This is a genomic window from Streptomyces sp. NPDC088350 (assembly GCF_044753545.1).
Taxonomy (GTDB): domain Bacteria; phylum Actinomycetota; class Actinomycetes; order Streptomycetales; family Streptomycetaceae; genus Streptomyces.
The window spans coordinates 379,677-396,736 of sequence record NZ_JBIVNL010000001.1 but is presented as its reverse complement, the minus strand read 5'-3'; the positions used below and the strand labels follow the sequence as shown (position 1 = coordinate 396,736).

Annotated in this window: 13 protein-coding genes; 7 read left to right on the top strand and 6 right to left on the bottom strand. The window is 72.0% G+C overall.

Features of this window, described 5'->3' with window-relative positions:
* Positions 1 to 363: 363 nt before the first annotated feature.
* Positions 364 to 564, bottom strand: a complete 201-nt coding sequence (locus ACIQBL_RS01825; RefSeq protein ID WP_401935678.1) for a hypothetical protein — start codon at positions 562 to 564, stop codon at positions 364 to 366.
* 367 nt (positions 565 to 931) lie between these two features.
* Here ACIQBL_RS01825 and ACIQBL_RS01820 point away from each other — a divergent pair, with 367 nt between their 5' ends.
* Positions 932 to 1,402 (top strand): hypothetical protein, encoded by a 471-nt coding sequence (locus ACIQBL_RS01820; protein ID WP_401935677.1) that lies wholly within the window; start codon positions 932 to 934, stop codon positions 1,400 to 1,402.
* Between the two features lie 156 nt (positions 1,403 to 1,558).
* On the opposite strand, the gene ACIQBL_RS01815 is transcribed toward ACIQBL_RS01820, so the two are convergent.
* The 3 genes from ACIQBL_RS01815 to ACIQBL_RS01805 form a co-directional block, all read right to left on the bottom strand.
* The gene (locus tag ACIQBL_RS01815; protein WP_401935675.1) at positions 1,559 to 2,740 is read right to left on the bottom strand and encodes a VWA domain-containing protein; all 1,182 of its coding nucleotides are present in this window, start codon (positions 2,738 to 2,740) and stop codon (positions 1,559 to 1,561) included.
* 154 nt (positions 2,741 to 2,894) lie between these two features.
* Positions 2,895 to 5,375 carry a DUF5682 family protein gene (locus tag ACIQBL_RS01810; RefSeq protein WP_401935674.1) on the bottom strand — a complete coding sequence of 827 codons (2,481 nt, stop codon included), beginning with the start codon at positions 5,373 to 5,375 and terminating at the stop codon, positions 2,895 to 2,897.
* A 125-nt stretch (positions 5,376 to 5,500) separates the two neighbouring features.
* Complete coding sequence (locus ACIQBL_RS01805; protein WP_401935673.1) at positions 5,501 to 6,640, bottom strand: AAA family ATPase; 1,140 nt, start codon at positions 6,638 to 6,640, stop codon at positions 5,501 to 5,503.
* A gap of 156 nt (positions 6,641 to 6,796) precedes the next feature.
* On the opposite strand from ACIQBL_RS01805, the gene ACIQBL_RS01800 reads away from it, so the two are divergent.
* Together ACIQBL_RS01800 and ACIQBL_RS01795 are read left to right on the top strand one after the other, a co-directional pair.
* On the top strand, positions 6,797 to 8,149 hold the full coding sequence (locus tag ACIQBL_RS01800) for an SWIM zinc finger family protein (RefSeq protein ID WP_401935671.1): 1,353 nt from the start codon (positions 6,797 to 6,799) through the stop codon (positions 8,147 to 8,149).
* 32 nt (positions 8,150 to 8,181) lie between these two features.
* A complete protein-coding gene (locus tag ACIQBL_RS01795) occupies positions 8,182 to 9,798 on the top strand; it encodes a DUF5691 domain-containing protein (protein ID WP_401935670.1) in 1,617 nt (538 codons plus the stop codon).
* Positions 9,799 to 9,923: 125 nt separating this feature from the next.
* Here ACIQBL_RS01795 and ACIQBL_RS01790 read toward each other — a convergent pair whose 3' ends face one another.
* Positions 9,924 to 10,340 (bottom strand): cobalamin B12-binding domain-containing protein, encoded by a 417-nt coding sequence (locus ACIQBL_RS01790; RefSeq protein WP_401935669.1) that lies wholly within the window; start codon positions 10,338 to 10,340, stop codon positions 9,924 to 9,926.
* Between the two features lie 70 nt (positions 10,341 to 10,410).
* Between ACIQBL_RS01790 and ACIQBL_RS01785 the strand changes: the two genes are divergently transcribed.
* From ACIQBL_RS01785 to ACIQBL_RS01775, 3 genes are all read left to right on the top strand, one after another.
* On the top strand, positions 10,411 to 10,644 hold the full coding sequence (locus ACIQBL_RS01785) for a hypothetical protein (RefSeq protein WP_401935668.1): 234 nt from the start codon (positions 10,411 to 10,413) through the stop codon (positions 10,642 to 10,644).
* A 73-nt stretch (positions 10,645 to 10,717) separates the two neighbouring features.
* Positions 10,718 to 11,608, top strand: coding sequence for an esterase/lipase family protein (locus ACIQBL_RS01780; RefSeq protein WP_401935667.1), 891 nt, complete (start codon positions 10,718 to 10,720; stop codon positions 11,606 to 11,608).
* 210 nt (positions 11,609 to 11,818) lie between these two features.
* Complete coding sequence (locus ACIQBL_RS01775) at positions 11,819 to 13,384, top strand: M23 family metallopeptidase (protein ID WP_401935666.1); 1,566 nt, start codon at positions 11,819 to 11,821, stop codon at positions 13,382 to 13,384.
* A 15-nt stretch (positions 13,385 to 13,399) separates the two neighbouring features.
* On the opposite strand, the gene pcrA is transcribed toward ACIQBL_RS01775, so the two are convergent.
* Positions 13,400 to 15,901, bottom strand: coding sequence for a DNA helicase PcrA (gene pcrA, locus ACIQBL_RS01770; protein ID WP_401935665.1), 2,502 nt, complete (start codon positions 15,899 to 15,901; stop codon positions 13,400 to 13,402).
* 233 nt (positions 15,902 to 16,134) lie between these two features.
* Between pcrA and ACIQBL_RS01765 the strand changes: the two genes are divergently transcribed.
* Positions 16,135 to 16,983: an NlpC/P60 family protein gene (locus ACIQBL_RS01765; protein WP_401935664.1), complete on the top strand. Its 849-nt coding sequence runs from the start codon at positions 16,135 to 16,137 to the stop codon at positions 16,981 to 16,983.
* Positions 16,984 to 17,060: the final 77 nt, after the last annotated feature.

The following is a 17,060-nucleotide window of genomic DNA, read 5'->3' as shown; positions in this document are numbered from 1 at the left end:
GCGGTTCGTTGGATGCGTGGGCGTGCCGCGAAGGGCAACGTGACGTCCGCTGTCACAAGGGAGGCGCACACGGTGACCGAGCGCGCGGCATGTCCGTCTCGCAGGTTATCGCTGCTTGCAGGGGGCCCCTAAATCGAGGGTCACACCTGAGCGGTGATACCTGTCACATGATGCCGGGATTCGTGACACGGAGTGCCGCGAGCGGGGCTTACGGGTGGTCACTCCGGCGGGTTGTTTCGGGCGGGTCGTTCGGGCGGGGTCCCGCCGGGTTGGGGCTGGCCCGGCGGGACCCCCTACCGCGAGACGCGCCCCGGACGGACCGACGGCATTCGGCCGTCCGGGGTCACTGCCTCACGGAGTCGGTCACCCCCAGTGCCGGGCGGTGCGTCGCACTTCCGCCGCACCGCCGGTCCGGGCGCGGACAGTGCGTGCGGCCCGGGCACCCTGAATGGCGGCGGCGGCCCTGACCCTCGACCCGCTGGGGACGGAGACCACGGCATTGACGAGACGTCGCCGGAGTTCGGCCGGGGTGATGTCGGTGTTCTGGTTCATACGTGTGCTCATGCGTGCGTCGGTTCCTCAGGCATCGCGAAAAAAGGGGAGCATGGCGACATTCCAGGCAGCTCAACTGCCGGAAGGGCCCGCCTAGCCCGGGAAAACCGGAACGTCCCGGTACCTGTCCCCCGTCTCGGCGACATCCGCACGGGCGGCGACACCGGGCACTAACCGCACGGGCACCCGGTGGTCCGACGTCACGGCGTGCGCGTCACAGTGCCGCGAGGTGCCGTTGTCCACGACCGACTGGGTGTGCGGCGCGCCGTCGGGGTCGTCGTTGGGTGCCTGGTGGGCGGGTGCGGGCCCTGTGCGAGGTGCGGCGCCGGAGGGGGTTACGGCGACAGCCGCATCGGCGACGGCGGAGTGGGGCGCGTACGTGACGCCTACCGCCACGTCGGCGGAACCCGCACGCGCACCATGCCCGGCGCCCGAGGGCCGCGGCGCCGACCGGACCGACACCGACACCGCGTGCGCGGGAAGCGTCCGCACTGGAGGAGCCGACTGGCTGGGCGGAGTCGGCGCACTCGGGAGCGAGGGCAGGGAGGGCAAGGAAGGCAAGGAGGGCAAGGAGGGCGGCGTAGGTAGAGCGGGCAACGACGAGAGCGGTGGCACCTGCGCCTTGGCCAACACCTCGGTCACCGTCTTCTTCACCGCGTCGGTGACGGGCCGCACGACCCGCTCCGCGGTGTCCGAGACCGGGGCCGGCACCGGAACCCGAACCGGCTTCACCACCGAAGCCACCACCGACATCCCCGGCCGCTGCCCCGGAACCCCCTCCGCCGCCTGCGCCTGTCCGCCGCACAAGAACGCGAGGGCGAACAACCCGCCCACCAACAGGGCCACTTGAAGCGCACGCCGCCCAACCGCCGTACGCATCACGCGCAGGGCGGCACCGGGCGGGGCGGCTGGCCAGATCATGAGGCGTCGATCCTCGCACGGGCCTCATGAGGACCCGCAAGCCCCCTGCGCCCCATGCCTGTTCGTCACCACCGATGCCCGTTCGTCACGCGGTGTCCGGTATCGGCAACGGCCGCTTCTCGATCGCCGCCGCCATCACCTCCGGGAACAGGTCGGGCGTACAGGCGAACGCCGGTGCCCCCAACGCGGCGAGCGCGGCGGCGTGTTCGCGGTCGTAGGCGGGTGCGCCCTCGTCGGACAGCGCGAGCAGCGTCACGAACTGCACCCCCGACGCCTTCATCGCCGCGACCCGCTTGAGCATCTCGTTCCGTATGCCCCCTTCGTAGAGGTCGCTGATCAGCACGACCACCGTCTCGGCGGGCCGGGTGATCTGCGACTGGCAGTACGCGAGCGCCCTGTTGATGTCCGTACCGCCACCGAGCTGCGTCCCGAAGAGCACGTCCACCGGGTCGTCCAGCTGGTCGGTGAGGTCGACGACCGCCGTGTCGAAGACGACGAGCCGGGTGTTGATCGACCGCATGGACGCCAGCACCGCCCCGAACACGGAGGCGTAGACGACGGACGCCGCCATCGACCCGGACTGGTCGATGCAGAGGACGACCTCCTTCTTCACGGACTGGGACGCGCGCCCGTATCCGATCAGCCGCTCCGGCACGATCGTCCGGTACTCGGGCAGGTAGTTCTTGAGGTTGGCCGCGATCGTGCGGTTCCAGTCGATGTCGTGGTGGCGCGGCCGGTTGATACGGGCGCTGCGGTCGAGAGCGCCGGTGAGAGTGGCCCGGGTGCGGGTGGCGAGCCGCTTCTCCAGGTCCTCGACCACCTTGCGCACCACCGCCCGCGCCGTCTCCTTCGTGGTCTCCGGCATCGCCTTGTTGAGAGAGAGCAGCGTGCCGACGAGGTGCACGTCGGCCTCGACCGCCTCCAGCATCTCCGGTTCGAGGAGCAGCGCGGACAGCCCGAGCCGGTCGATGGCGTCGCGCTGCATGACCTGGACGACGGAGGACGGGAAGTACGTCCGGATGTCCCCGAGCCAGCGCGCGACGGACGGCGCCGACGCCCCGAGCCCCGCCGAACGGTCCTTCCCCGCCCGCCCCTTGTCCTCCCTCCCGTACAGCGCGGCGAGCGCCCCGTCCATCGCGGCGTCCCGCCCGGACAGCTCGCACCCGGTGCCGTCGGCCGCGTCACCCCCGAGCACCAGCCGCCACCGCCGCAACCGCTCCTGCCCCGCCTCCGCGACCCCGCCGACACCGACCGCCCCGGTCGTCATCCGCGCACCCCTTTGCTCAGCCCTTCCCACAACGGCACGACCCGCACGGCCGTCGCCGGCCGGTCCCCACCCTCAGCGGCACCCACCGCCAGTTGAGCCCTCTCCCCCGGCCCCCTCATTCCCTGCCTTCTGGTGCCCTGCCTGCTGTTGCCCGTCATCCCGCCACCCCCACAAGGTCGTTGTCCCCGTTGTTCACCACGTCGCCGCCGTTCACCACGTCGTCCAGCCCCAACAGCAGCCGCAGCACCGGCACCACCGCGTCCGCCCGCCCCGCGTCCAAGTCCGCCCCGAACCCGGATATCCCGGCGCCCGTCGCCGCGACGCCCACCCGCTTCCCCGGCCCACGCCCCACCAGCTCGCCGAGCGTTCTGCGCACCCCCGGCTCGTACGACGAGAACGTGCGCCGCAGCAGCGGCAGTACGTCGGTGAACGCCTCCGCCGGCACCCCGGTCAGCCACTCGTCCACCAACGCGAGCAGCCTCTCGTCGTGCACGAGGAGCAGCCCGCCCCCACCGCCGACGAAGCCCTCGATCCACGAGGCCGCGTCCGCCGGCGGTGTCCCCGGCGAGAGCACCAGCCCCATCAGCCGAGCCGCCTCGTCCGCCCCCAACTCCCCTTCGTCCAGCAGGAGTCGCACGGCACGCCCCCGGATGACACCCGCCACCGTGTCCCGCACGGAGAGAGCCCGAAGCACTGCGCGCCAGCGGCTGCGGCTGCGGAGGGCACTGTGGCCGGTTCCGGTTCCGGTTCCGCTATCGGTATCGGTATCGGTATCGGTATCGGAGGCGGTACCGGCTCCAGAAGTCACGTCACCTCCCGACGCCGAGGCCCCACCCAGCAGCGCCACCGCCCCGTGCACCGCGTCCACATGCCGCCGCATCTCCTCCGCGGCATCCGTGTCGAGGGCCGCGCAGGCCGGGGGCAGGCCGACGAAGACGCGCTCGGCGAGGCCCGCGGCGACCTCCGTCAGCGCGTGGGTGTCGGTGCCGCGTACGTCGCCGTAGCGCAGCGAACGGACCAACGCGGGCAGTGCCTGGGCGAGATGGCCGACGTCCGTGTCGAGGGCCGCGCGGTCGGCGAGGACCTTCATCACCACCGGGAGCGCGTCCGGCAGTTCGGCCAGCAGGCAGCGCTCGGCGAGGGCGGTGACGTCGGCGAGGCTCTGCGCCCCTGTCGCGTCCGCCTCCGCCTTGGCGGTCGCCGCGGCGAGCACGGTGGTGCCCCAGACCCCGGCCTCGGCGACCCGCACCGCCAACTCCGGTTCCCAGCGCAGCCGCCACGTCTCCCGGAACGTCCCCGTGCTCCCCCGCGACACGGCCGGCTCGCCCCACTCGACACCGAGCAGCCGCAGCCGGTGCAGAAGCGTGCTGCGTCCGGCGTCGGTCTCCTTGCGCAGGTCGAGCTCCAACTCCCGCTCCAGCGCCTCCGGTTTGAGCCGCAGCCTGCGCTGTGACCGGTCCAGGTCGCGCTGCAACGGCACGGCGGGCGCACCCGGCGGCACCTCGCCCAGCACATCGCCCACCACGAGCCGGTCCTGCACCAGCGACAGCGGGACGTCCGAGCCCTCGCACATCACGGCGCGCACGGCGTCGGTGGTCTCCCCGAGCCCCGGCAACGGGCGGCCCCGCATCACCGCGAGCGTCTCCGCCAGCCGTACGGCTTCGATGACATGGGCCGGGGAGACGATCCGGTCCTCCTCCCGGAACAGTCCCGCGACCTTGGTCATCCACCGCTCGATCGGCCGGTCCCGCGCGCCGAACAGATGGCCGTACCAGCCCGGCGAGTCGATGCCCGCGCCGTACCCGCTGGCCCGGGACAGCCGGCGATGTGTCCACGGCACCCAGGTCAGATCGGCCTTGACCTTGGGCAGCCCCTTCAGCAGCGCGCGGTCCGCCGCGACGGCGGTCCGCTGCCGCAGCGCGGGCACGTGCCAGGCCCCGCACACCACGGCCACGTCGTCCTCGAACTCCCGCTGTGCCGCGCGCACTTGGAGTCGCATGTACGCCTCCCGCACGAGATCCCGGTCGTGCCCGCCGACCCCGTACGTCTCGCGCAGCGCCCCCATCGCCTCCTCCAGCGCGGTGAACGGCGCGAACGCGTCCCGCTCCCCCGCACCCCGGTGCTCGACGACGTCCTCCCACCAGCGCTCGGGATCGTCGTACCCGGCGGCCTCGGCGAGCACGGCGAGGGGATCGACGCGGAGGTCCGGAGAGGAGGGAGTATCAGGGACCGGCTGCTGCTCCTCAGCAGTCGCCGGCTCGTCCTGGCCCTCCGTGTCCCTCCCCCATGCCAGGGTGTGCGTGGCCGGGAGGTCGATGAAGCGGGCCGGGACCTCGTGCTCCAGGGCCCAGCGGATCGCGACCCATTCCGGGGAGAACTCGGCCAACGGCCAGAACGCGGAGCGGCCGGGCTCGTCCACGGCGTGGGCGAGGAGCGCGACCGGCGGGCGCATGGCCTCGTCGGCGGCGAGCGGGATCAGCGCGTCGGCCTCCGGCGGCCCCTCGATCAGTACGACCCGCGGCCGGGCCGCCGCCAACGCCGCCCGCACGGCCCGCGCCGAACCGGGCCCGTGATGCCGCACCCCGAGCAGCAGCGGCCCGCCGCCCGGCCCCCCGTTCCCCTCAGTTCCCGCCACTTCGTCCCCCTCCCCTCCGGATCCAGCTCCAAGTCGACTCGTCGTCGACCAACCCACCGCAGTCGCTCACGCCCTCACCTCCCGAGAGGCACTGGAGTCGTCATCGACCAACCCCCTGCGGTCGCTCACGCGCTCACCTCCCGGCAGGCGCGGTAGAAGTCCTTCCAGCCGTCGCGCTCGCGGACGACCGCCTCCAGGTACTCCTGCCAGATGACCCGGTCGGCCGCCGGGTCGCGGACGACGGCGCCGAGGATGCCCGCGGCGACATCGCTCGGCCGCAGCAGTCCGTCACCGAAGTGGGCTGCCAGGGCGAGGCCGTTGGTGACGACGGAGATCGCCTCGGCCGTCGACAGCGTGCCGCTGGGCGACTTCAGCTTCGTCCGCCCGTCCGCCGTGATCCCGTCGCGCAGCTCGCGGAAGACGGTCACCACCCGGCGGATCTCGTCGACGCCCTCGGGCACCGCAGGCAGGTCGAGGGAGCGGCCGATCTGGTCGACGCGGCGCGCGACGATCTCGACCTCGGCGTCGGCGCTCTCCGGCAGCGGCAGCACCACCGTGTTGAAACGGCGGCGCAGGGCGCTGGAGAGGTCGTTGACCCCTCGGTCGCGGTCGTTGGCCGTGGCGATCAGGTTGAAGCCGCGGACGGCCTGCACCTCCTGCCCCAACTCCGGTATCGGCAGCGTCTTCTCGGACAGGATCGTGATCAGCGAGTCCTGCACGTCGGCCGGGATCCGGGTCAGCTCCTCGACCCTCGCCGTCATCCCCTCCGCCATGGCCCGCATGACGGGACTGGGCACGAGGGCGTCGCGGCTCGGGCCGTTGGCGAGCAGCTGCGCGTAGTTCCAGCCGTAGCGGATCGCCTCCTCGGGGGTGCCGGCGGTGCCCTGCACGAGCAGGGTGGAGTCGCCGCTGACCGCCGCCGCGAGGTGTTCGGACACCCAGGTCTTGGCGGTGCCGGGCACGCCGAGCAGGAGCAGGGCGCGGTCGGTGGCGAGGGTGGTGACGGCGACCTCGACGATGCGGCGCGGGCCGACGTACTTCGGTGTGATCACCGTGCCGTCCGGCAGTGTGCCGCCGAGCAGATAGGTGGCGACCGCCCACGGCGACATCTTCCAGCGGACCGGGCGCGGGCGGTCGTCCTGCGCGGCCAGCGCGGCGAGTTCGTCGGCGAAGGCGTCCTCGGCGTGCGGCCGCAACGCCTCGCTCGACGGCTTCTCACTCGCCACCGCGGACGTGGACGGTGTGGGTTCTGCGGACACAGTCATGGCTGAGGCCCCCTCCAGCTCGGCCGGTTCGGATCTGGTGTCCACCGTGCACCACGCCACTGACAATCCGATCTGACCTGCGGAAACATGCTCGCGGAGCCACCGGCCGGACCGCTCGCGGACCGATTGTCAGTGCCGGGATCTACCTTCGATGTCATGACTCAGCAGGGGGTGCGCTGGACGGCTGACCAGGTGCTGGCACTGGCGCCTGACGCAGCGTCACGCAAGGCGGGAAGCAAGCTCGGGGCGGCGGGGCCGTGGTCCGAGGCGGGCAGTTCTGACGAGGGGACGGTGTGGGGGCTGTGCAAGGGCAGTGGCAGCAAGCCGTATCAGACGGTCGTCGACATCGCGGACACGGCGGGACCGGCGTACAAGTGCAGTTGCCCGAGCCGGAAGTTCCCGTGCAAACACGCGCTGGGGCTGCTGCTGTTGTGGGCGGGCGGGGACGGTGCGGTGCCGTCGGGGCAGGCGCCGGACTGGGCGGAGCAGTGGCTGGCGGGACGGCGGAAGCGGACGGAGGAGAAACGGGCGGCGGACGCGTCCGGTTCCCCGGCCACCGCTGATCCGGAGGCGGCGCGGCGCAGGGCGGAGCGCCGGGCCGAGCGGATCACCGCGGGCGCGGCGGAGTTGGAGCAGCGGCTGACGGACCTGCTGCGCACCGGCCTGGCCTCGGCGGAGCAGTCGGGGTACGGACTGTGGGAGGAGACCGCGGCCCGCATGGTCGACGCGCAGGCCCCCGGACTGGCCGCCCGCGCAAGGGAGTTGGGGACGATCCCGTCCTCGGGACCAGGCTGGCCCGTACGCCTGCTGGAGGAGTGCGCGCTGCTCCACCTCCTCGACCGGGCCTGGCTGCGCCGCGAGCGCCTGCCCGACGACCTGGCGGCGACAGTCCGCTCCCGCGTCGGCCTGCCCGGCTCGGCCGACGGCCCACCGCTGCGCGACCACTGGCTGGTCCTCGCCCAGTACGACACGACCGACCCGAAACTGACGACCCGAAGAATATGGCTGCACGGCGCGGAATCCGGCCGCACGAGCCTGCTCCTCGCCTACGGCGCCGCGGGCCGCGCCCCCGAGTTGGCGCTGCCCATGGGACTGGCCCTGGAGGCTGAGCTGTCCGCGTTCCCGGGCGCGGGGCAGCTCCGGGCGGCCCTGGGCGAACAGTTCACACCGCCCTCCCCTACGACGGCCCGGCCGCGCGGGGTGACGACGGCGCAGGCCGCCGCCCGTTACGGGGAGGCGCTGCGGCACGACCCGTGGCTGGACGCGGTCCCGGTGACACTGGAGCGGGTCGTACCGACCCCGGACGGCGACTCCTGGCAACTCGCGGACGCCGAGGCGGACTTGGCGCTCCCCCTCACCCCGGCCGCCCGTTCCCGCTCCGGCCTGTGGCGGCTCGTCGCGCTCTCCGGCGGCGCCCCGGTCAAGGTCTTCGGCGAACTGGGCCACCGCGGCTTCACCCCGCTCACGGCGTGGCCGGAGGGGGCGGGAGAGCCGGTGTCCCTGTGCTGAGCCCCCTCACCGACCCGACGGAAAGGCACCGTATGAACAGCACCTCCGCTCCGGCGCCCGCTGCGGGCGACTGGGAGGAACTCGTCACCACGGCGCTGCTCGGCACGGACCGCCGTACGCCTCCTGGGTGCGCGCCGGGCCAGGACGCGCCCGTGACCCTGCTGGACGCGGCGGCCGTGGAGACCGTACGGCGGCGGGCGGGGCTGTGTGCGGCGCGGGCGGCGGAGCGTCCGGAGCCGGCCGCGCCGGACGGGCGTCCGGCGCTGCCCGTCGCGGCGGCCCGCAGGCTGGCGATGCTGCTGGCCGACCGTCCCGGTACGGGCGGCGGGGGCCGTAGGGGCACCTCGCCGGATCTCATGGAGTTGCTGCCCCAGTGGCTCACGGCGGCGAACGCGCGCGGGTTCGCCGCACCCGTCCAGACGCTGCCCGCGCTGCTGGACGCGGCCCGGGGGCGTACGGATCTGCGGCCGGCGGCGCTGGAGTTCGCGGGCCCGCGCGCGCTGTGGCTGGCCCGGCTGAACCCGGACTGGCGGTTCGCCCTGCGCGCGACACCGGGCGGCGGCGCGGCCCTGCCGGACCTCGACGACCCCGACCAGGTCCAACAGCTGTGGCAGGAGGGGCTGTTCGCCGAGCGCGTCGCCCTGCTCGCGGCGATACGCGCGCAACGACCTTCCACCGCGCGCGAGTTGCTCGTCACGACCTGGGGGACGGAGCGGGCGGAGGACCGGCTGATGTTCCTCGACTCGCTGCGGATGGGGCTCGCGGCCGAGGACGAGCCGTTCCTGGAACAGGCGTTGGCCGACCGGAGCCGCAACGTCCGTGCCACGGCGGCGGAGTTGCTGTCGGCGCTGCCCGGCTCGGCGCTCGCCGCGCGGATGGCGGTCCGGGCGTCGGCCTGCGTGGCCGTCGACCGTACGCGGGAGGAACCGGGGCTGGTCGTCGAGGCGCCGCACGAGTGCGACTCGGGCATGGAGCGGGACGGGGTGGTCGCCAAGGCTCCGACGGGACGAGGTGAACGCTCGTGGTGGTTCGGCCAGTTGGTGGAGGCGACCCCGCTCGGGACCTGGGAGCGGCGGCTGGGCGGGCGTACGCCCGGGGAGATCGTGGCGCTTCCGGTGGCGGACGACTGGCGGAGCGAGTTGCACGCCGCGTGGTGCCGGGCGGCGGTGCGGCAGCGGAACGCCGAGTGGGCGCGGGTACTGCTCGGGACGCCGTCCGCGCCCGAGGCGGGCGGGCCGGGGGCGGTGTCCCTGGCCGAAGGCGCCAAGCTGCTGGGCACGCTCGGCGGGGGTGAACGGGCCCAGTGGGTGGCCGGGTTCATCGCGGCGCAGGGGCTGTCCGAGGCGTTTCAGCTGCTCGGGGTGTGTGCGGTGCCGTGGGCCGCGCCGCTGGGGCGGGCTGTCGTGGACGCGCTCAACATCGCGCGGGACGCGGGGAGTTATCCATGGAGTTTCAGTGGGGTGATGGGGCTGGCCGAGCGGTGTCTCGACCCGGCCGAGGCGAGCCGGCTCGACGGGTTGCTGGCGGTGCCGGACGAGTCGGAGGACGCGGCGCCGGGGGCGGGGGGTTATTGGGCGGAGGCGTTTCAGCGGCTGGTGACGACGTTGCGGTTGCGCGCGGCGATGGCGGAGGAGCTGGGGGCGGTGTAGAAGCTGCGGGAGTTGGAGGCGCCGTAAAAGCTTGGGGGCTGTGCCCCCAAACCCCCCTTCGGCCTGGACGGCCTCGTCCTCAAACGCCGGACGGGCTGGACAATCACCCCCGCGGGAAAGCGAACCTACGCCCCCGCAGGCTGTCGTACGTTCTCCCGCACCCAGTCCACGATCGCCTGCGTCGTCGCCCCGGGGGTGAAGATCGCCGCGACGCCCTTCTCCTTCAGGGGGGCGATGTCCGCCTCGGGGATGATCCCGCCGCCGAAGACGAGGATGTCCTCCGCCTCGCGCTGCTTGAGGAGGTCGATCACGGCGGCGAAGAGGGTGTTGTGGGCGCCGGAGAGGATGGAGAGGCCGATCGCGTCGGCGTCCTCCTGGATCGCGGTGTCGACGATCTGCTCGGGGGTCTGGTGGAGGCCGGTGTAGATGACCTCCATACCGGCGTCGCGCAGCGCCCGCGCGATCACCTTGGCCCCGCGATCATGGCCGTCGAGCCCCGGCTTGGCCACCACCACGCGGATCGGACCGGCTGCCACACCCATCACTGCCTCCATGAAGCGACTGCGCCCATCCCTACCGACGGGTACCGCGGTACCCGCGTCAGCGCGAGAAGTGAACGAACGTTATCTCCAGCATCCCGCAACCGGCAGTTTCGCGGTGGATACCGAGGGGGAAATCACACGATGGGACACGTTCACCGCGCAGCGTTCCAGCGAGAACAAGCGCAACGGGAGCCGCAACGAGGTCGCCGCACCACCGCGCCGCAGGCCGCGCGACGAGGTGGTGCGGCGCATCGGCACACGCACGAAGGGCACGCCGCGCGTACCCCTCGCGCACCGTCGGTGACCCTCGCCGTGGCCTCCCACGAGGGCACACGGGGGACGGAGCTGTCGTTCCGTGTGCCGACAGGAGGTCGGCCATGAAGGTCACCAGGGCTGCGCTGCCCTTTCTCCCCCTCTGCCAGCGCCTGCTGCCCAGCAGGCTGGCGGGCCTCTCCATGACCCTCCTCAAAGCGACCGCCCTGGAGATCGTGATCCTCGCGGGTCACCTTCTCCTCTATCCGTCCGGCATGGCCCAGGAACGCCGGGCGCCGCTTCCTCCGGCCCCCTCCCCGGAGGACGCGGCGCCGCTGCCGACCGAGGCGAAACCCCCGGTGGTGCTGCTGCACGGGTTCATCGACAACCGCTCGGTCTTCGTGCTGCTGCGCCGTTCCCTGGCCGAGCACGGCCGCCGGCAGGTCGAGTCCCTCAACTATTCGCCGCTGACCTGCGACATCCGCACGGCGGCGGAGCTGCTGGGCCGGCACATCGAGGAGATCTGCGAGCGCACGGGCAGCAAGGAGGTGGACATCGTCGGGCACAGCCTCGGCGGGCTGATCGCGCGGTATTACGTGCAGCGGCTCGGCGGCGACCTGCGGGTCCGCACGCTCGTGACGCTCGGCACCCCGCACTCCGGCACCGCCGTCGCCCCGCTGGCCAACGCCCACCCGATCGTCCGCCAGATGCGGCCCGACTCGCCGGTGATCGAGGAACTGACCCGCCCGGCGCCCGGCTGCCGTACGCGCTTCGTCAGCTTCTGGAGCGATCTGGACCACCTGATGGAGCCGCTGGAGACGGCCTGCGTCGACCACCCCGACCTGATCGCACAGAACGTGCAGGTCAGCGGCATCGGCCACCTCGCCCTGCCGGTCCACCCCGCCGTCGCGACCGGTATCCGCCAGGCCCTCGACACACCGTGGACGGAAGCCCCGGCGGCCACCCGCACCGCGACCCGCGCCACCACCCACACAGGCGGTCTGACTGTGGCCTGACCGGACACCGACAGTGGGCACACAGCCCCCTGGATATCGCACGCTATTCGAACGCAAGGCCAAACCCGTGCCCGCCGTCCCCCGAAACACGGCCGAATGCCCTTTTCCGGCGGGCACGAAACCTGACGAAGATTGTCGCGCCCGCATACTGCCGGGTACAGTCACCGCACTGCTCTGCCAGCCCCTGTTGTCGAGGCGAAAGAGAAGTTGGTGAACGACCGTCACCCGTCGGGGACCATGACCACCCCGGCCCCGGCTTCCGATGCCACCTCGGCGCACTACGCGTCGTACGGCGGCCAGGACGCCCAGTACGGCGACTTCACCACGTACGGCGACCACACCGCCACGGGTTTTCATCCGGGCCCGGACGGCGGCCAGGCCACCGCGAGCTTCGCCACCGACCCCCTCTTCGGCGACATGCCGGGCCACGGCCACGACGGCTCGCACACCACCGCCTCGCAGGCCACCGGCGCCTACGACTCCTCGGCCTGGTCCACGGGTGCCCAACACACCCTGAACTACGACCCGTACGCGGCCCAGCACCACGCCGCCTACGACACGGGCGCCTACGAGACCACCGCCTGGTCGGCCGACTACCAGCAGCTGTCCGCCATCCCGCCGCAGAGTGCCGCCCCCGACATCAGCGGCTGGGGGTCCCCCCTCTGGGGGAGGGACGCGAACGCCTGGCTCCAGCCGGACCAGTCCACCGGTTCCGCCCCCGCCGACCAGACCCAGCACTGGCAATGGGGCACGCAGGCCTTCGACACGGGCGCCTACGACGCCACGCAGTGGAACGCCGACGGCAGCCCCGCCGAGACGACCACGACCTTCGAGCAGGCGTCGTACGACGTGACGCGCGAGGGTACGTACGACGAACCCGCCCCGGAAGACGGCGAGTTGACCACCACCGGCGAGATGCCCGCCCTCGACGAGGCCGAGCCGGAACCGGACGGGTCCCGGCCGCACCCCGAACTCCTGGAAGACCAGGAGGAGTTCACCCCGGCCCCGGCCGCCGCCTCGCGTGCCGCGTCCCGCAACGGGAGCCGGTCCCGGCGCCGTACGCCCCCGAAGCGCTCCGCGTTGATGACCATCGCCGTACCGTCCGCGTGTGTGATGGGTGTCGCCGGGATCGCCGCCGCGTCCATCGGCACGCTGACCGGTGGCAGCGACACGACGGCCTCCGCGTCCGACGCGACCTCGGTGAAGCCGTCCACCGCGAACAACAAGCTCGACGCCCAGATCAAGAGCCTGTCGGCCGGTGCCGACGACTTCGCCGACCGGGCCAGCCGTACGCAGGAACGTATCGACCTCAAGGCCCAGCAGGAGGCCGAGAAGAAGAAGGCGGCGGCGGAGGCGGCCCGCAAGGAGCGGCTGCGCCCCAAGTACGTGCTGCCGGTGACCCAGCGGGGCCTCAGCGCCTACTTCGGCCAGGCCGGCGTCAACTGGATGTCCGTGCACACGGGCATCGACTTCCCCGTCTCGTACGGCACGACGGTGATGGCCGCGACGGACGGCGTCGTCAGCACGAAGTGGAACAGCGCCTACGGCAACATGCTGATCCTCACGGAGAAGGACGGCACGCAGACCTGGTACTGCCACCTCTCCAGCTACCGCGTCCCCTCAGGGACGACGGTGAAGGCCGGCGACCCGATCGCGTACTCCGGGAACTCCGGCAACTCCACCGGCCCGCACCTGCACTTCGAGGTGCGGCCCGCGGGCGGCGCGGCGATCGACCCGCTCCCGTGGCTTCGCAGCCACGGGCTCGACCCGACGTAGCACTCAAAAGAAGCCCTACAGCTTCTCCACCGGCGCGTACCGCAGCAGCAGCCGCTTCGGCTTCGGCTCCCCGAAGTCGACCGTCGCCTCCGCGTTCGCCCCCGTGCCGTTCACACCGACGACCGTGCCGAGGCCGAACTGGTCGTGCGTGACCCGGTCGCCGACGGCCAGCGCAACCACCGGCTTCTCCGAGGTCCTGCGCGTGGCGAAGCCCGACGCACCCGACGCCGACGAACGCGAACGGGACGAGGACAGCGAGGACGCGATGCCCGAGGCCGGACCCGTGGACGGCGGAGCCGCCATCGCGCCGGTCCGCTTCCACTCCACGTGCGCCGCCGGGATCTCCTCCAGGAAGCGGGAGGGCGGGTTGTACGAGGGCTGTCCCCAGGCGCTGCGCAGCGACGACCGCGTCAGATACAGGCGTTCACGCGCGCGCGTGATGCCCACGTAGGCGAGGCGCCGCTCCTCCTCCAGCTCCTTGGCCTGGCCGAGAGCGCGCATGTGCGGGAAGACGCCGTCCTCCATGCCGGTGAGGAAGACGACCGGGAACTCAAGTCCCTTGGCGGTGTGCAGAGTCATGAGGGTGATGACTCCGGAGCCGTCCTCGTCCTCGTCGGGGATCTGGTCGGAGTCGGCGACCAGGGCCACCCGCTCCAGGAAGGCGGCGAGTCCGACGGGTGTCTCGCTCTCGCCGTCGCCCGAACTGTTCTCCTGTTCGAACTCCAGCGCCACGGCGGCGAGTTCCTGGAGGTTCTCGATGCGGGTCTCGTCCTGCGGGTCGGTGGAGGCCTGCAACTCGGCGAGATAGCCGGTGCGTTCGAGGATGGCCTCCAGGACCGTCGCCGGGCCCGCGCCGGACTCGACGATCGTACGGAGGTCCTCCATCAGCGTGTTGAACTTCTTGACCGCGTTCGTCGACCGCGCGGCCATGCCGTAGGCCTCGTCGACGCGCTTCAACGCCTGCGGGAAGCTGATCTTCTCGCGCTGGGAGAGGGCGTCGATCATCGCCTCGGCGCGCTCGCCGATGCCGCGCTTGGGGACGTTGAGGATGCGGCGCAGCGGGACCGTGTCCTCCGGGTTGGCCAGGACGCGGAGGTAGGCCAGGACGTCCCGGACCTCCTTGCGCTCGTAGAAGCGGACGCCGCCGACGACCTTGTAGGGCAGGCCGACGCGGATGAAGATCTCCTCGAAGACGCGGGACTGGGCGTTCGTCCGGTAGAAGACGGCGACGTCCGAGGCCTTGGCCTCGCCCGCGTCGGTGAGACGGTCTATCTCCTCGGCGACGAACTGCGCCTCGTCGTGCTCGGTGTCGGCGACATAGCCGGTGATCTGCGCGCCCGCGCCCGCGTTGGTCCACAGGTTCTTGGGGCGGCGGGACTCGTTGCGCTCGATGACCGCGTTGGCGGCGGAGAGGATCGTCTGTGTGGAGCGGTAGTTCTGCTCCAGGAGGATCGTCGTCGCGTTCGGGTAGTCCTCCTCGAACTGGAGGATGTTGCGGATCGTCGCACCCCGGAAGGCGTAGATCGACTGGTCGGCGTCGCCCACGACGCACAACTCGGCGGGCGGCAGGTCGTGTTCGCCGGGCGGGACGTCGACCGGGTGTTCCGAGGTGCCGACCAGCTCGCGCACCAGGGCGTACTGGGCGTGGTTGGTGTCCTGGTACTCGTCGACCATGACGTGCCGGAAGCGGCGGCGGTAGTGCTCGGCGACGTCCGGGAAGGCGCGCAGCAGGTTGACCGTGGTCATGATCAGGTCGTCGAAGTCGAGGGCGTTGGCCTCGCGCAGCCGCGACTGGTACATCGCGTAGGCCTGGGCGACGGTCTTCTCGAAGCCGTCGCCGGCCTGGGCGGCGAAGTCCTCCTCGTCGATCAGCTCGTTCTTCAGATTGCTGATCTTGGCGCTGAAGGACTTCGGGGGGAAGCGCTTCGGGTCGAGGTCCAGGTCGCGGCAGACCAGGGCCATGAGGCGCTTGGAGTCGGCGGCGTCGTAGATCGAGAACGAGGACGTGAAGCCGAGTTTCTTCGACTCTCGGCGCAGGATGCGTACGCACGCGCTGTGGAAGGTCATGACCCACATCGCGTGGGCGCGCGGGCCGACGAGCTGCTCGACGCGCTCCTTCATCTCGCCCGCGGCCTTGTTGGTGAAGGTGATCGCGAGGATCTGGCCGGGGTGCACATGGCGCTCGCCGAGCAGGTAGGCGATGCGGTGGGTGAGCACGCGGGTCTTGCCGGAGCCGGCGCCGGCCACGATGAGCAGCGGGGTGTCGGAGTGGACGACGGCCGCGCGCTGGTTCTCGTTCAGCCCGTCCAGGAGCGCCGCCGGGTCGACCGCGGGGCGCGGGGCGCCGTCCCGGTAGTAGGCGTCTCTGCTCGCGGGCACGTCGAACCTGCCGCCGAACAGGTCGTCCGGAACCGGCTCCGGTCCGTGCTCGTCCTCGGGCGGTGGCGGGGGTTCCTCGTCGTGGGCCCGAGGGCCCTGAAGATCCGCCAGGAAGCTGTCGTCAAAGAGGCTGCTCATCGCCCTCCGAGTTTAGAGCGCCCCACTGACAACCGGCCGCCACCCCGAGAACTCGGCACATTTCACGGTCCAGAACCGTCCCGTCACGATCAGCGACGACCGGTCTCGCGCATGACGGAGGTCACGGAAACATGTCGGGCATATCGAACATCAACCTTCACACGAACCACACGAGTTGGTTAGCGTTCGATCAAGCTCCACACCCCCTCCAGCATGAGAAGGAGTCGCCTCCTTTGGCGTCGTCGCACCGCAAGCCGCGTTCCACGGGCTCGCGCATCGCAGGCATATGGACCCCCGCCGCCGACGACGGCACCTCGCGCCTCGGAGAGGTCGAGAGGAAGGTCGACGACCTCTACCGGCAGGCGGACTCGGCGACCGAGAGGTACAACGCGGGCAAGGAGAGGGCGCCCAGGCAGCGCAAGCGCGTCGACCCCCGCCTGGACGACGGCGCCGAGCGCGCGCGGAGGATCAACGCCGCGCGGGAGCGGCTGAGTTCGTTCACCGCCGCGCAGTACCGCACCGGGGCCGCCGCCCCGGACACCTCGGCCTTCGTGCGCGCGGACGCCCCGCTGCGCCAGGAGGCGACCGGGAGCCTCCGACCCCTCAACGACACGCAGGGCGACCTGAAGACGGCCAAGGCCGCCGTCCAGAGGAAGCTCTCCACCGCGCGTGAGGTGCTGTCGCGGCTGACCCCGCAGAGCGCCCCTTCCGACTCCTCGTACGCCACCAAGGCCGCCAAGGCCATCGCCTTCGCCCGCGCCCAGGTCGGCAAGCCGTACGTCTGCGGTGCCACCGGCCCCGACTCGTACGACTGCTCGGGCCTCACCAAGGCCGCCTGGAAGGCCGCCGGCGTCACCCTCCCGCGCGCCACCGCCGACCAGGCGAACGCCGGCACGACGGTCTCCCCGGCCGACGCCGAACCCGGTGACCTGATCTTCTTCTACGACGACATCAGCCACGTCGGCCTCTACGTGGGCGACGGCATGATGATCCACGCCCCGAAGCCCGGCACCTACGTCCGCGAGGAGTCGATCCACCACGGCGGCACGTCGATCGTCCACAGCGTGGTGCGGCCGGCCTGAGCCGAGGCTCCGAGGGGCACGCACGCGTGCAGGTGTTTTGAGCTCCACGCGCGCGTGGCCCACCATCGGCTCCGAGG